Here is a 15,158-nt window from a genome sequence, read left to right on the forward strand (position 1 = left end):
ATTTAATGATTGATCACATTATATTATTCTTCTCGCGGAAGGTCAATGCGAATTGTTTCGCCATATAAATCCTCATCGGAAGCTTCTTCTTGTGATGTTGAAGAATTTTGCTGATTGGCTTGTTCTTTTTGATGACGCTCATAGGCTTCAAGTTCTTCACGACTTAAAGGGATAGTATTAAATTTTTCTTCATCTGCTGGACGTTCAAATTCAAGACTTTCTTTGGTGAAAATTTGAGTTAAATCTAAATCTTCCTCTTCTGTCTCAGCCTTTGATGGAAAAACAATTTCTTCTTCTGTAATTTTCTCTGTTTGACCTAAGTAATTATGCTTATCTTCTGGGATAGCATCAAAACCTACTTGCATTTCAGCTTCTGCTTGTTCCACTAATGCATCTACTTTATCTTGAGTTTTAACATTATTCACTTGCACCGGACTTTGAGCCTGAGCAGGTGTCAAGGCAGAACCTTCGAATAATTCTTCAAATTCTTCATTATTGACAACCTCCAATTGATTTTGAATCAATTGACGCATTTTCTCACGATATCGTTGAGTCGATTGACGTAGGTTTTCAGTTTCTTCGTAAATTTTATGCGATTGATCAGAAGCATCTTTAATTAATCGATCCGCCTCACGTTCTGCCTCATAAAGAATTAACTCTGCTTCTTTACGAGCATTCTGCTTCAAACGATCTGCCGCTTCTTGGGCAATAATAATTGAAGAATTTAATGATTCTTGTAATTGACCAAAGTAATCTAACTTGTCATTAGCATCCGATAAATCCTTCGATAATATTCGGTTCTCTTCTAATGACTTTTCAAGCTGGACTCTCACAATATCCAAAAAGTCATTCACTTGCTCGGGATCATAACCTCTAAATTTATTATTAAATTCTTTCATCAAGATTTCATCTGGTGTAATTGCCATCTTATATGACCTTCCTTCTATCTAAAATTATACTTTTAATACTTCGACAGACAAACGATAATTCTCTTTCTTAGTCATGCCTTCAATTGCTCGTATACGAAAACGACCAAAACGCCGTAAGGAAACAATATCTTCTTCACCTATCATAACATCTGTGCGTTCCATTTGCATAAAATTTACTTTAACCAATCCAGCTTGTATTGCTTCTTTTGCGCGTTGTCTTGAAATATGATAAATCTTAGCTAAGAGAGTATCTAATCGCAACGAAGAAGCGATCACATTGATGACTTCCCATTCTTCTTGCGACCTTAAGAGATCAGCTGAAGTGATTTCAATTAAACGAACTCCTACATTCCCAATCTTATCTACCTGAGCCTTTAGATACTCAACCATGGTCGCATCTACAATGATTTGCCAATCGTTGCCATCAGTTATAATATCACCGATTCGATCTCTTTCAATACCAGTTCCCAACAAAGTTCCCAAAATCTTGCCATGTGTTATTTCGGCAAATTTTACCGGAAACTTTACTTCCAGATAGGCTAATTGTAAATCAGCTTCTTCAAATTGATAATATAAAGGAAAAAGTAAGGCTCGTTGCCGTTCAGCGCCCTCATATCCACCCTTTAAGATTAGTTTTACCTCATCTTGACCGTTCACAATCTGCTCAATAATACTGGCTTCACGCGGCGTCAGAAACTTACTAATCAAAGGAGCATAAGTAGATTCAACCTGCTCTAACCAAGAATATACTTGATCAATAAAAGGAGCTTCTTCTTTACGATAATGTTGATAAATATCTGAGTTCATTTCATTATCCTAACAAGGCTAAAAGCAAAGTGATTAAACCACGTTGGATCAAATTCAAAACAAATAGTGCAATGATAATATTAATCGATATTGGCCCAATGGGAGGGATCAGACGATCAAAGATATCCAAGTATGGGCTAACCATTTTATCAATAAAGCGCCCTAAAGCAGAATCCCTAGCTCCTGGAAGCCATGACATTAAAGCATAAATCACCAGTAACCACTGATAAATTTGAAAAGCATAATTAATAACTTTCAATAAAGAAAATAAATTCATAAAGCCTCCATCATTCCTTCTGTTCTATTTGGAAAAGAGGAAACGATCTCGCTTCCTCTTTTAATTAAAAATTCGATTAGTGACGATTGCGTTTACGGAAGAATGGCGGTGTATCCAATTCATCATGGTCTTCAGAATCGCTCTGACGAACTTTACTTTCTGATTCAGGACGTTCAAAAGTTCTCTCAGACTTCACTTCATTTGGATTTACTTCTTCAACATCACGAGTAATTTGTTCCCGCTTAATATCCCAATCACTAAACAAATTACGCTCTGGTTCAGCCTGTGGCTGAGCAGGTTTCACATTCATTTGACGTTCTGGGTTAGGGGGTGTATTCTGCTTAGAAGGCGCCGCTTTCTTCGCAGGTTGTTCAGAATAATGAACTGAATTATTCTGTGAGAAGCTAGGACGTTGTTGACGAATCGTTTGTTGCTTATTAATGGTATTTCTTTCAGTATCAATCCCTGTTGCTATGACGGTTACGACCACTTCATCTCCTAGGCTCTCATTGATTGAAGTACCAAAGATGATATTGACATCATCACTAGAAGCAGAAGCAATAATTTCGCTTGCATCTTGAGCTTCAAACAAGCTTAAGTCTGGTCCACCCGTTACATTTAATAAGATATGTTCTGCTCCATCAATCGATACTTCTAATAATGGAGAAGAGATCGCTTTTTTCGTTGCTTCTGCTGTTCGGTTCTCGCCTGAAGCTGATCCTATTCCCATCAAGGCTGTTCCTTGGTCTTTCATGACCGTCTTAACATCCGCAAAGTCCAAATTGATATATCCTGGCGACACAATTAAATCAGAGATCCCTTGAACCCCTTGACGTAATACATTATCAGCTTCACTAAAGGCTTCTAGCATCGGAGTTTTGCGATCCACTACTTCTAATAAACGGTTATTAGAAATAACCACTAGGGTATCAACCGCATCTTTTAAATTCTGTAAACCTTCTGCGGCAAAACGCCCACGCTTTGGTCCTTCAAAAGTAAAAGGACGTGTCACGACTCCGACCGTTAAGGCTCCTATATCTTTAGCGATCTTAGCCACAATAGGGGCAGCTCCTGTCCCTGTTCCACCACCCATTCCGGCTGTTACAAACACCAAGTCTGATCCCTCTAGAACTTGACGAATTTGTTCTTCAGATTCTTCGGCCGCACGTGTTCCAATTTCCGGAACAGAGCCTGCACCTAGGCCTTTGGTCACTTTTGGTCCTAATTGAATTTTGGTCTCAGCTTGAGAGTCTTTTAGAGCTTGTGTGTCAGTATTAGCGACAATAAATTCAACACCCTTAACATCTTCAGCAATCATACGGTTAACCGCATTACCACCTGCTCCACCTACTCCAATGACTTTAATAATGGCTCCCTCGGGATTCATTGTTGAATCAAACGATAATTCCATGTATGTATTCCTCCTAATAAATTCAGATCCTTCATTCTAATCAAAAAACGTTTGGAAAAACGACCGCACTTTATTGGTAATTCCTGAGTCTTGACTGGGTCTATATACTTCCTCGTAGGTTACCTCTTGATCGGTTGTTTGATCCTCTTCATAGTACATTGCTTCTTCATAATGCGGTTGATTTGAAGAATTGCTGGCATCATAACGATAGTATTCATCATGTCCTTGTGCTGGCATCTCACTCTCACGGAATAAACGACCTTTAGATTGAGATGGCCCTGACTGACTATTCTCTCTTCTGACTGGGGCTTCTGTTTTAGTAATACTTGGACCATAACTACGATCTCGCGGATCTTTGTTTTCAAAATAGTCGCCATCATAAGTTACTTCTGTTTTAGCAGGACGACTCGGTTCAATGTTAGGTCCTCTATTCGGCATCGGTCTTTCCGGTTGAACAGCATGACGCGCTCGTTGTGAACGGAAAGTAGACTGCGCAATGCGGTGAACTTCATCTAATTGAGCAACATATTCGACCATTCCCATACTTGTCGTATAAACCGGATTTCTCATTCCCATTTGCTCGGGAATATATTGACGAACTTGGGAACCAAAATATTTCTGACTCAATTCCAATACACCTGGTAAAGAGGAAGCTCCTCCTGTTAATACAAAACCACCTGGTAAGTCCATCGCATCGATGGCTTGTAAATCTTCTCGAATCGTTTCAAAAATTTGAGTCAAACGGGCTTCAATGATTTCTGATAAATAACGCTCGTCTACTCGAACGGGTTCTTTACGTCCAACCGTTTCCACCGGGAAATACTCTTCTGGTGAAGTCTGGCTCGAAACCGCATAACCAAACTCACGCTTAATCCTTTCAGCCGAATCAAGTGAAGTATTTAAAATAACAGAAATATCCTTGGTGACATAATCGCCACCTTCTTGATCTACAAATGAATATTTTAATTGGTTATCATAAATAATAGAAGCGCTCGTTTGACCGCCTCCCATATCAATAATGACTGTTCCAAATTCTCGCTCATCATGGTTCAATGCAACGGATGCAATCGCTTGAGGTTGTAAAACAAACTCAGCAATTTGCAAGCCAGCTTTCTCGACACAACGTCTTATATTATGGATAATCGTCCGAGGTCCTGTTAACAAACGTGCATATAATTCTAAACGTACCCCGATCATCCCACGCGGATCACGAATACCACTAAAACCATCCACGATGAATTCTTCAGGAAGAATTGCGATTACTTCTCTTTCTGGTGGCACAGAACGAACCTTTGCCGCAGAAATGACATTATCTACATCCTTCGATGTGATCTCGCGGTTCTCACTCGCTACTGCGATCATGCCATGGCAGTCATCGATCGCAAGTTTATTACTTGGTACCCCGACAACTACCTCATTAATCTTTACATTCGCTTTTCTTTCCGCATGTTCAATTGCTTTTTGAATTGAAAAGACCGTCTCATCAATATCGACGATGACTCCACGACTCAAGCCGTGCGACTTTTCATTCCCAACACCAATGATATTAACTTGTCCATTCATATATTCTGCAACTACAACCTTGATGGACGTTGTTCCAATATCAAGGCTGACTACTATTTCTTGATTCCTCATTAAGGTGATGAACCCCCTTCATTTCCACAATTATTGTGATACTCCACAATACATTACACTAATATTAGCACAAAGAAATTTTCTTGGAAATTAAAAAATGTCTCTGTTATCATTTCGTAATCTGTACTTGTCTTAATTATTATCAAGCTTAACAGAATCAGTATTTTCTTCATAAGGAGTGAAATATGCTCCCACTTCTATATCTATAATACCTTTTCTTCCCTCTAATTGTTTGACAATATTAGGATAATAGTTAACCTTTTGAGCAAATGTTGCAATAACCGCTTGAATCTGGTTTCCATCTTTCATTTGAACCAGAATATGCCCTGTCTTACTTGGATCTTTCGCAGGATAAATGGTCTCCATTTCTTTCAGAATATTATCATCAATTTGTTTTAAACTTTCTGCTAATTTGGCTAGTTTTTCTTCCTGATACTGACCCTTCACCACTGGTAAAGTATCTAATCGTTCTGGATCCAATTGTTCTAAATTGCTCTCACCTTCAGAGAAGCTCCCATTACTTAAAAGGGCGTACGTTCCATTTTCATTTTGGTAACGTGCAACGACTTGATGTTCCACAATCGTAAAAGTCAAAGCACTCCACTGCTCACGACTAATCGTGACATCTTCTATTAAAGGATTATTAGCCAGAATATGATCTTCAATCGCCTTTCGTTCCTCTAAAACATCCTCTACACGGTCCATCGGATAAATATTGATCCCTTGTAAAATCGCTTCAGGGGATAGATAACGATTCCCAACAATCGCCAATTGATTGACTTTATTAAAAGGCATAATTTGCCATCCGGCCCAAACCATCGCACTATAAATTAATAAATAAATAAATAGCAGCTTCCATTTCCCCTTAGGCAGCCCTGCTGTAAACGAACGTTTTCGATGCATCTTTGTCCAACGATGGACATGATTTTGAAGATGATTGGGCCATGGTTGACCTTCTTCAGATGGATAATCAGAAAGTTGATAATCATTCGCATAGTCCATTCGATAATTTGAAGAACGAGCTGGATGAAGACTCCGGTCATGCTCATAAAAAGGATGGTCTCCGCGAATCGGAGCTTGAACATTCGCTTGTGTATAGTCATCAAGATGATAAACTTTACGCGAATGACTCGCAAAGCTTTCATCACCTTCTAACAACTGATTTGGCGGAAGAACCAGACGTCCCCCCTTATCAATACGGTAATTACCTAGTGGAGCAGAGACTGGCTGAGAATCCCGTTCAGAAATTGTCTGTTGATTAGTTCGGTACTGTTGACTCAAGTGATCATCTAAACGATAATTAGCCATTTTCTCCCCCCTTCTCTTTACAAGATGTTCTTCATTAATTAATTAATTCTTCCATCATCTGGATCAGACGTTGTGAAGCATCCGTTATCCCCATCTGTTGAGCTTGTTGACGCATTCTCTCGAGACTGGCTGGATCGTGAATTAAAGCTTCGATTTTCTCAATGAGAAGATTAGCATTTAATTCAGACTCCCGAATCATTTCAGCTGCCCCTCTTTGAACCAAGGCCATCGCATTCTGTTCTTGATGATTATTCGTAACATATGGGCTTGGAATTAAAATACTTGGTAATCCGAGAGCGGTTAACTCCGTCAGAGTTGTTGCTCCTGATCGACACATTACTAAATCAATGGACTGAAACACTGCAGGCATGTTCTCAATATAAGGAACGATTCGAATATTGGAACTAGTATTATAACGTTCTAACAACTTTTTGTCCAAATCATCATAATGACTTTGACCCGTTGCCAAAATGATCTGATAGTCTTGTTCCTGCCAATGCGTTAGCCCCTCTAAACCAGCTTGATTAATGGCAGGTGCTCCTCGCGATCCACCAAAAATTAAAACCGTCGCTAGCTGATCATCTAAGTCAAATTGTTCTGACAAGATACTCCCAGAAGCTTCTGTTTGTAACACTTCTTGTCCACGAGGATTTCCTGTCAGGACAACCTTATCTGAAAATTTTCCAAAATCATCCTTTACTTCTTCAAAACAAGTGGCAATCCGATCTACCGACCGTGCTAAAAATTTATTTGTAATACCCGCTACAGAATTTTGCTCATGAATAATCGTTGGAATCTTAAGTTGAGAAGCTGCCAAAAGAACAGGTCCACAAACATAACCCCCAGTCCCTAATACTAAATCGGGTTCAAACTCCCGAATTAATTTTTTGGCATTTCGAGTAGCCGTTAACATTTGCCACGCTACTTTTAAATTTTCTAATGTCAAAGAACGTTTAATCCCTGAAATTTCTATCGCTTGGAAAGGAATTCCTTGGCGTGGCACAATCGTAGATTCTAAGCCACGCTCTGTCCCAATATATAAACACTCGACATCAGGATAGGAAGCTTTTAGCGCTCGATAAAGGGCTAAAGCAGGATAGATATGTCCTCCAGTTCCTCCTCCTGATAGGATAATTCTTTTTATTTCCTTCATAACGGCCTCCTATTCCAGCCCTCGGCAGTAATCGTGAACTTGATCCATAAATTCTTGTCCACGTACTTCATAATTTTGATATTGATCCCAGGAAGCACAAGCCGGTGAGAAAAGAACAACCTGTCCTGGTTGACTCATTTCGATCGCACGCCGACTGGCTTCTGCTAAATTTTCTACTGTTTCGATGCGGGGAACACCTGCTGCTTGAAAATCATGAGCCATCTTCTCTTTGGATTCACCATATAGATAAGCTGCTTTCACTGTTTTCAAATAAGGGATTAAATCTTTAAAATCATTCCCACGATCTAATCCACCCCCAATATAGATTAGATCCTGTTCAAAGCTTTTTAACGCAGTAATGGTAGCCGTTGTATTCGTCGCCTTAGAATCATTATAATATTTTACTCCCTGATAAGTCGCAAAATATTGAATTCGGTGGGGCATGCCATGATATTGACTCACCACTTGCTCAATGTCATCGTTAGCGACTCCTTCAATCTTAGCAACTGCCATAGCAGCTAAAACATTCTCAATATTATGGTCCCCTGGCATAGCAATCGACGATTGCTCTAAAATTCGTTCACCATCATAGTAGAGGCCTTGGTTTGCTAAGCAAGCTCCCTTTTCAAGGTATTCTTTCCGACTAAAAGGACATTTAATAGCGGGTGAATCAGCTAGAAGCTCCACTAATTCCTCCTGATCAGCATTATAAACTAGGTAGTCTTCAGCAGTTAAATTTTTTATCAACTGTAACTTGGCTCGAACATATTCCTCCCGCGACCCATGAAAGTCTAAATGAGCTGAGTAAATATTTGTAAACACCGCAATTTTGGGTCGGAAGTTTTCAATCCCCATTAATTGGAAACTAGATAATTCCATTACAATTCGATCATTTTCACTCGCCATTTGAGCGACTTCTAAGCTTGGAATTCCAATGTTTCCAGCTAGAAAAGCTTGTCCCTCAATTCCCTTGTTTAATATCTCTTGAATTAAACTAGTGGTAGTGGTTTTTCCATTCGAACCTGTAATCCCAATAATCGGAGCTTGGCTATGCAAGTAAGCTAGCTCCACATCCGTATATACGGGAATCTTTTGATGGATGGCTTCTTGAATTATTTCGATGGAATATGGAATAACAGGGCTTTTAACAACCATATCAATGCCTTCCAAGAGTTCAATTGGATGACCCCCATCTACCACCTTAACCCCTGCTTTTAATAGTAAATCAACCGACGGGTCTTGCGAAAGATCCCCTCGGTCGTTTAACGTAATATTCGCATTTTCTCTTAATAAGTAATCGACAACACTCTTCCCTGTGAGAGCGTACCCCAATACTAAAACATTTTGATTTTGATATCGATTTGTCATTCTTTTAGCTCCTCTATCTATTACATACATCCTCTATTATAGAATGAAATAGACAAGGCTGGCAAGCATTCCTACTAACCAAAAAATGGTTACCACTTTTTCTTCTGACCAACCACTCATTTCAAAATGGTGATGAATAGGACTCATCTTAAAGATCCGCTTACCAGTTGTTTTAAAGGAAGTTACTTGCAAAATCACACTCGCCGTCTCCACCACAAAAACTAAACCAATCACCAAAAGAGACCAAGGATGATGCAGTAGAATCGAAATAATCGCTAATCCAGCACCTAAAGCAAGGGACCCCACATCCCCCATAAAGATTTTGGCTGGCTTCCGATTATAGACCAAGAAGGCCAAGAGGGAACCCACGATTACCAGACAAGCTAAGGCAATGCCCTTTGCTTCTTGTTGAACAGCCATCATAAAATACGCTCCATAAGCAATAATATTCAACCCTGTCGCTAGACCGTCTAGGCCATCAGTTAAATTCACCGCATTTGAAAAGCCAGTAATCCAGAAGAAGGCGAAAAGAATCACAAGAAGAATATTTTGAATCTCCCATACAAAGAAAGGCAATGAAAAATAATGCCCAAATTGATAACCGATCCATACCGCTATTCCTGAAAAGATTAATTGAATTAAAAACTTCTGTTTGGCCGTAAGTCCTTCATTCTGTTTACGAAAGACTGAAATAAAATCATCTACAAAACCAATCCCACCAAATAAGGCTAAAGTGGCAGCAATAGTCAGAACTGCTCCATCGACTAAATTAAAGAGAAAAGCAGCTAATAGAACCACCAAAATACTCACTGTAACAAAAACTGTCCCCCCCATTGTAGGAGTTCCTGTCTTCACTTGATGCCAACTTGGTCCCTCTTCTCGAGTGGTCTGCCCAATTTTCTTTTTGATAAAGACTTGAATAAAAAACGGCACTAAAATTAAGGTGAGCACTGATGAACCGATAAAAGCTAAAAACAATTCCATATAATTATCTTCCATGACTTACCCTCCTTAGCTTTTGCAGTGCCTGTCGAACCACTGCCAATTCATCATAAGGCACATACTCATCTCCTAAAACTTGATAGAGTTCGCCACCTTTACCAGCAAATAAAATGGTATCTCCCGCTTGCGCCTGATTCAAGGCAAATTCAATAGCAGCCTGTCGATCTTCTACTAAGCTGTATTTTTTCTCCTGGTGGTGTCTGACCATCTCATTTACAATCTTCTCAACGGGCTCATGACGAGGATTATCTGCCGTGAAAATAATTTCATCCGCTAATTCAAAGAGAATATCACCTAATTCTGGTCGGGCTGCACTGTCCCGATTACCTCCGGAATGACCAAACAAGGCCAATAGGCGCCCCTGGTTGCCTTGACGCAATTCTGTTAGAACACTCCGTAAAGCATCCGGCGTGTGGGCAAAATCAACCACTGCGGTAAAATCTTGACCCTCATCAATAATTTGCATCCGGCCTGCAACCCCTTGAAAACTGCGTGTTGCTTCAATGACTTCTTCCGGTGAATAGCCATAATAGAGCGTTAAACACAGAAAGGCTGCCATGTAATTTTTTACATTATAGGTTCCAAGCATCGGAATTTCAACTCGGTACTCTTCCTCCTGATAAGATAAGGTGAAAGCTAGAGAAGATTCTAAATGATCAATATCTTTTGCATAGAGCGTTGCTTGTGGATTAATGAGGCTATAAGTGGCAAGCGCCGCCCCACTCGCCTGAATCATAATATCCGCATAAACATCATCTTCATTAATAATCGCTAACTTGGCTTTTCCTTCATGGAAGGACTGACCAAGTTGAGCAAATAAAAGACTTTTGGCGTAGGCATATTGATCCATCGTTTTATGGAAATCTAAATGTTCCCGCGTTAAATTAGTAAAAATCGCACAATCAACATCAGAATACCAGAGTCGCCCTAAAGCAAGAGCATGCGAAGAGGCCTCAATCACAGCATCTTGACAGCCTGCTGCTAACATATCAGCATATAAGCGGTGCATAGTCAGGGCATCGGGTGTCGTATTGACAGCCGGAAGAATTTCCTCTCCTACCTTATAATGAATAGTTCCAATCAAACCTGTTCGATGTCCAAGTTCTTCTAAAATCTCACTAATCATGGTCGTAGTAGTTGTCTTACCATTTGTACCGGTCACCGCTACTAAATCAAGTTGACTAGAAGCTTGCTGGTAAAATTGATGAGCCAAGATCGCTTGAGCACGATGAGTTGATTCCACAAGAAGGATTGACTTTCCTAATTCTTTTGCCGTCTGGCTCTGTTCTTCTGTCACTTCCTCCACTACTAAAAGATTAAGATCTGACTTCAATAAGTCATCTATTGCAGAATGACCATCAAACCGTTGGCCACGAATCGCAATAAAAGCCCCCCCATTTTCAATTTTTCGCGTATCATTACTAAGCGCTGTAATATCCTTATCCCCCAGTGGGGCACCCTTAAGTTGATAATTAATGAGAGGGGCAACTAAGTCTTTCGCTAACATTTCTTCACCTTCCTATTGATTGATCATAACTGCATCCACCACGGGATGGAACATTTCAGCAATCATCTGCGAACCTATTTTACCATGATTCTCTGTTGGTTGTTTCAAAAATAAATAAAATAAATATTGTGGATCTTCTGCAGGAAAATAAGCCACCACTGAATGGTAGTAATCATTTTCTCCTGTTAAATAACCGGCACCATCCGGATTCGCGATTTGAGCCGTTCCTGTTTTGGCTGCAACTGTGACTTGATTCGATTTAAATGATTGAGCCGTTCCATAAGGCTCATGGACAGTATCCACCATAATATCCAAAACATAATCAGCTGCTTTAGGATCAATGACTTGCCCCATACTTTGAACTTGATAGGAATTCTCTCCCTTGCCTATCTGATCAATGTATTGAACTTTGAGCATTTCACCATGATTACCAATTGTCGTAAAGGCCTGTAACAACTGTATAGGCGTCGCTGAAAATCCTTGACCAAAGCCAGACATAATTCGTGATACCGGGTTCGAGAAATCAAGTGATCCACTTGTTTCATTTGCTAAAAGGCTGTTAGTCGACTGACCAAAACCAAATTTCTCTAATTGTTGAACCCATTCCTGATCACCAATTCGATTGACGAGTTCAACCATCCCCACATTACTTGAACGGGCAAGGCCTTCTTCAAATGTAATTTCTCCCCAACCGTATAAATTATAGTCTCTTACCAACTGATCGTAAACCTCAACTTTACCAGACATGAATTTCTCGCCTGGTTCAAACACCTGGCGCTCTACTGCCGATGCCATTGTTAAGATTTTGATCGTAGAGCCAGGTTCATTGGCCGTTTCTACTAATAGGTTCGACCATAAATCATCAATACCTTCCCGCGTATTGAGGTTAAAGGAAGGACGTTGACCTGCTGCGATCAATTTACCAGTTTTGACATCCACCAAATAAGCCCCTAGATTTTTGGGTTGATAAGTCTGATTGACTTTCTCCATCGCATCTTCAAGAATATTCTGAATGCGCGTATCCAAGGTCAAATAGATATCTTGTCCTTGACTGGCTTGTTTCTGATTCTTTTTTTCACCAAAGTCTTTTGTCCCTGACAATACGTCATCAAAAGTAGCCTCGACTCCCAGTTCTCCTTTAAAGGCTGGTTGGAGAATTGATTCACGCTTTACTTCTTGGACATATCCTACTAAATGCGACGCAAAATAATCATTAATATAATACCGATGGGTGGATCCTTTGAACTGAATACCTATCAACCCTTCAGCTTCAATTTGTTCCTTCACCTTGGGAGTTAATTGTGATCCTGCTGGACCAAATTCAACCTGATCGCTCCCCTCTGTAGACAGAAGCTTTCGGATTTCCTCTTCAGATAGATCAATATACCGGGCTAACACGGTAGCCGTTTGTTCAATATCTTGAACCACTTCCCCTTCTGCCCAGTCTCCCCCTAAAACAGCATACATAGAATAAGAAGTAGTATCCATGGCAATAGGCTGACCGTGCTGGTCATAAATATTTCCCCTTCTTGCTTCAGCGATACTACTTCTATTTTCAGGTATTTCATGCTGATAATTACTTAAATCGACTTTGTTAACGGTTTTTAAGAGACTTAACTGACCAAAACGAAGCACCAATACAATTCCAATAATAATGACAATAATTGAGAGGGCTAATAAATTTTGCACTGAATATTCGATTCGTTGTTGTTCTTTTTTATCTTTCATCATTGAGCGATATCCTTCACCCGATTCCGATCTTGTACCATTCCATTTGCTTCTGCTACTTCTTTGATTTGTTCATAATCATAATTTTGTGCGATTTCATTTAACATGATATCTGATTCCTGAGTTAATTCAGACTGGGCTTCTTGAAATTCGTTTAAAGAAACCGTCATTTGATGTTTTTGCCATTGAAAAAACAAATTAACAAATACCAAGCTTAAGATTAACAAGCCAAAGCCTGCAAGCAACATTTTTTCTCCTTTACCAAATAAGGCACGACGAGGAGCTTCTATCTGCGGCTCTTCATAAATCTTCTGATTCGGAAGCGGCTGATAAAGCTCTCGAGCAGCCGAACCATCATAGGCATCCTCATCAGCGTAAACTCTTCCCTGATAGCTTGATTTTTCAAAATATTGCGATTGGTAGGACTGCTGTTTCTGGTTCAACTGTCTCCCTCACTTTCACTAATCCTTAATTGTCTGTCTTTCGATAATTCTTAACTTTGCTGATCGCGCACGATTATTGTGCTCTAATTCCTCTTCGCTAGCCATAATCGGCTTACGATTGACCAATTGATACTCTGCACGTTCATTGGAGATAATCGGTAAATTAGGAGGTAAGTCTGGCAAACTCGAAACTTGCTTAAAGATTTGTTTCACTAACCGATCTTCTAAAGAATGGAAAGTAATGACTGCCATCCTGCCTCCTACTTTTAATCGCTTCAACCCCGCTTCAAGCGATTCTTCTAAAGCACCTAATTCATCATTTACTGCAATGCGAATTGCTTGAAAAGTCCTTTTAGCAGGATGTCCACCCGTTCGACGAGTGGCAGCTGGAATCGCTTCTTTCACTATCTCTGCTAACTGAGTCGTTGTCTCAATTGGAGCTTTCTCGCGATTTTGCTCAATATTTCTAGCAATTCTCTTGGCAAACTTCTCTTCACCATAACGAAAAATAATGCGGACTAAATCCTCATACGACCATTGATTTACAACCTGGTAAGCATCAAGTTGCTGTCTTTGGTCCATCCGCATATCGAGTCGTGCTTCTTGTTGATAAGAAAAACCCCTCTCTGCAATATCCAGTTGAGGAGAAGACACTCCTAAATCATAGTAAATGCCATCTACATATTTCACATTTTCTTCTGTTAAGGCTTGTCCCAGATTACGAAAATTCTCTTGTATAAAGGTTACTTGTCCTGCATCATGCGCTTCTTTAAGCACTTTCTGAGCGTTCTCAATTGCATACTGATCTTGATCAAAAGCATACAAATGACCAAAAGGTGCTAATTGGGTCAGTAAATAGCGAGCATGTCCAGCTCCCCCCAACGTACAATCTACATACTTCCCATTAGGATTAATATCGAGTCCCTCAATCGTTTCACGCAACAAAACTGTTTCATGTTCAAACACCATTTACTCACCCCCGATAAGCGATCACTAAAATCCAAAATCTATCATATCTTCTGCTATATCTTCAAAATTCTCTTCCGCATCGTCTGCAAAATCATCCCAAAGTTCGCTGCTCCAAATCTCGATCCGGTCTGATACGCCAATCACACGACATTCCTTATCGATCTTTGCAAACTCTAGAAGATTTTTAGGTAAATTTATGCGCCCTTGTTTATCAATTTCAACCTCAGTGGCAGCTGAATAGAAGAAACGAGTAAACTTACGAGCGTCTTTTTTTGCTAAAGGTAACTGTTTTAATTTCTCTTCAATTTTTTCCCAAGATTCCTTAGGGTATCCAAACAAACAACCATCCAAACCTCGCGTCACAATAAATTGCTGACCCAGATCAGGACGAAACTTAGCGGGCATGATTAAGCGGCCTTTAGTGTCTATATTATGTTGATATTCACCAATAAGCACGACACAATCACACTCCTTTCCTAAGTTAAGTTTATATTACCACATTCTCCCACTTTTCACCACTTTTTTACCTATTTTCAATAAAAAAGAAGCTATTGCCAAAAGGCAATAGCTTCAAAAAAACGATTCTATCAATGATTTAGACTCCAAAATAAAAGTGGGAGA

At 39.8% G+C, this 15,158-nt stretch carries 14 protein-coding genes; all 14 read right to left on the minus strand.

Annotated elements, in window-relative coordinates; genetic code table 11:
• Positions 1–23: 23 nt before the first annotated feature.
• The 14 genes from HZY91_RS02030 to mraZ all read right to left on the minus strand — a co-directional run bounded on the left by HZY91_RS02030 (position 24) and on the right by mraZ (position 14,993).
• The gene (locus HZY91_RS02030) at positions 24–926 is read right to left on the minus strand and encodes a DivIVA domain-containing protein (protein WP_197114192.1); all 903 of its coding nucleotides are present in this window, start codon (positions 924–926) and stop codon (positions 24–26) included.
• Between the two features lie 27 nt (positions 927–953).
• Positions 954–1,736 carry a YlmH family RNA-binding protein gene (locus HZY91_RS02035; RefSeq protein ID WP_197114193.1) on the minus strand — a complete coding sequence of 261 codons (783 nt, stop codon included), beginning with the start codon at positions 1,734–1,736 and terminating at the stop codon, positions 954–956.
• Between the two features lie 4 nt (positions 1,737–1,740).
• Positions 1,741–2,013, minus strand: coding sequence for a YggT family protein (locus HZY91_RS02040; protein ID WP_197114194.1), 273 nt, complete (start codon positions 2,011–2,013; stop codon positions 1,741–1,743).
• A gap of 76 nt (positions 2,014–2,089) precedes the next feature.
• A complete protein-coding gene (gene ftsZ / locus HZY91_RS02045; RefSeq protein ID WP_197114195.1) occupies positions 2,090–3,424 on the minus strand; it encodes a cell division protein FtsZ in 1,335 nt (444 codons plus the stop codon).
• A 36-nt stretch (positions 3,425–3,460) separates the two neighbouring features.
• Positions 3,461–5,059, minus strand: a complete 1,599-nt coding sequence (gene ftsA / locus HZY91_RS02050; protein ID WP_197114197.1) for a cell division protein FtsA — start codon at positions 5,057–5,059, stop codon at positions 3,461–3,463.
• 132 nt (positions 5,060–5,191) lie between these two features.
• Entirely contained in the window at positions 5,192–6,367 is a 1,176-nt protein-coding gene (locus HZY91_RS02055) for a cell division protein FtsQ/DivIB (RefSeq protein WP_197114199.1), read from the minus strand.
• A gap of 34 nt (positions 6,368–6,401) precedes the next feature.
• On the minus strand, positions 6,402–7,520 hold the full coding sequence (murG, locus tag HZY91_RS02060) for an undecaprenyldiphospho-muramoylpentapeptide beta-N-acetylglucosaminyltransferase (RefSeq protein ID WP_197114201.1): 1,119 nt from the start codon (positions 7,518–7,520) through the stop codon (positions 6,402–6,404).
• A 9-nt stretch (positions 7,521–7,529) separates the two neighbouring features.
• Positions 7,530–8,888, minus strand: coding sequence for a UDP-N-acetylmuramoyl-L-alanine--D-glutamate ligase (gene murD / locus HZY91_RS02065; RefSeq protein ID WP_235991430.1), 1,359 nt, complete (start codon positions 8,886–8,888; stop codon positions 7,530–7,532).
• A gap of 36 nt (positions 8,889–8,924) precedes the next feature.
• The gene (gene mraY / locus HZY91_RS02070; protein ID WP_197114566.1) at positions 8,925–9,872 is read right to left on the minus strand and encodes a phospho-N-acetylmuramoyl-pentapeptide-transferase; all 948 of its coding nucleotides are present in this window, start codon (positions 9,870–9,872) and stop codon (positions 8,925–8,927) included.
• Between the two features lie 4 nt (positions 9,873–9,876).
• Positions 9,877–11,397: a UDP-N-acetylmuramoyl-L-alanyl-D-glutamate--2,6-diaminopimelate ligase gene (locus tag HZY91_RS02075; protein WP_197114205.1), complete on the minus strand. Its 1,521-nt coding sequence runs from the start codon at positions 11,395–11,397 to the stop codon at positions 9,877–9,879.
• A 12-nt stretch (positions 11,398–11,409) separates the two neighbouring features.
• Complete coding sequence (locus HZY91_RS02080) at positions 11,410–13,128, minus strand: peptidoglycan D,D-transpeptidase FtsI family protein (protein WP_235991428.1); 1,719 nt, start codon at positions 13,126–13,128, stop codon at positions 11,410–11,412.
• Complete coding sequence (locus HZY91_RS02085) at positions 13,125–13,568, minus strand: hypothetical protein (RefSeq protein WP_197114207.1); 444 nt, start codon at positions 13,566–13,568, stop codon at positions 13,125–13,127. Before HZY91_RS02085 ends, HZY91_RS02080 begins: the two co-directional genes overlap by 4 nt.
• Before the next feature lie 18 nt (positions 13,569–13,586).
• Positions 13,587–14,537 carry a 16S rRNA (cytosine(1402)-N(4))-methyltransferase RsmH gene (rsmH, locus tag HZY91_RS02090; protein WP_218957717.1) on the minus strand — a complete coding sequence of 317 codons (951 nt, stop codon included), beginning with the start codon at positions 14,535–14,537 and terminating at the stop codon, positions 13,587–13,589.
• Between the two features lie 24 nt (positions 14,538–14,561).
• Positions 14,562–14,993 (minus strand): division/cell wall cluster transcriptional repressor MraZ, encoded by a 432-nt coding sequence (mraZ, locus tag HZY91_RS02095; RefSeq protein WP_197114209.1) that lies wholly within the window; start codon positions 14,991–14,993, stop codon positions 14,562–14,564.
• Between the last annotated feature and the right edge of the window lie 165 nt (positions 14,994–15,158).

Source organism: Facklamia lactis (genome assembly GCF_015863205.1).
GTDB lineage: Bacteria > Bacillota > Bacilli > Lactobacillales > Aerococcaceae > Facklamia > Facklamia lactis.

Excerpts from the sequence above, each read along its gene's own strand:
- HZY91_RS02075 (WP_197114205.1), bottom strand. The coding sequence starts at position 11,397 with ATGTTAGCGAAAGACTTAGTTGCCCCTCTCATTAATTATCAACTTAAG.
- rsmH (WP_218957717.1), bottom strand. The coding sequence starts at position 14,537 with ATGGTGTTTGAACATGAAACAGTTTTGTTGCGTGAAACGATTGAGGGA.
- HZY91_RS02055 (WP_197114199.1), bottom strand. The coding sequence starts at position 6,367 with ATGGCTAATTATCGTTTAGATGATCACTTGAGTCAACAGTACCGAACT.
- murG (WP_197114201.1), bottom strand. The coding sequence starts at position 7,520 with ATGAAGGAAATAAAAAGAATTATCCTATCAGGAGGAGGAACTGGAGGA.
- mraY (WP_197114566.1), bottom strand. The coding sequence starts at position 9,872 with ATGGAATTGTTTTTAGCTTTTATCGGTTCATCAGTGCTCACCTTAATT.
- HZY91_RS02030 (WP_197114192.1), bottom strand. The coding sequence starts at position 926 with ATGGCAATTACACCAGATGAAATCTTGATGAAAGAATTTAATAATAAA.
- HZY91_RS02040 (WP_197114194.1), bottom strand. The coding sequence starts at position 2,013 with ATGAATTTATTTTCTTTATTGAAAGTTATTAATTATGCTTTTCAAATT.
- murD (WP_235991430.1), bottom strand. The coding sequence starts at position 8,888 with ATGACAAATCGATATCAAAATCAAAATGTTTTAGTATTGGGGTACGCT.
- ftsZ (WP_197114195.1), bottom strand. The coding sequence starts at position 3,424 with ATGGAATTATCGTTTGATTCAACAATGAATCCCGAGGGAGCCATTATT.
- HZY91_RS02080 (WP_235991428.1), bottom strand. The coding sequence starts at position 13,128 with ATGATGAAAGATAAAAAAGAACAACAACGAATCGAATATTCAGTGCAA.
- HZY91_RS02035 (WP_197114193.1), bottom strand. The coding sequence starts at position 1,736 with ATGAACTCAGATATTTATCAACATTATCGTAAAGAAGAAGCTCCTTTT.
- ftsA (WP_197114197.1), bottom strand. The coding sequence starts at position 5,059 with ATGAGGAATCAAGAAATAGTAGTCAGCCTTGATATTGGAACAACGTCC.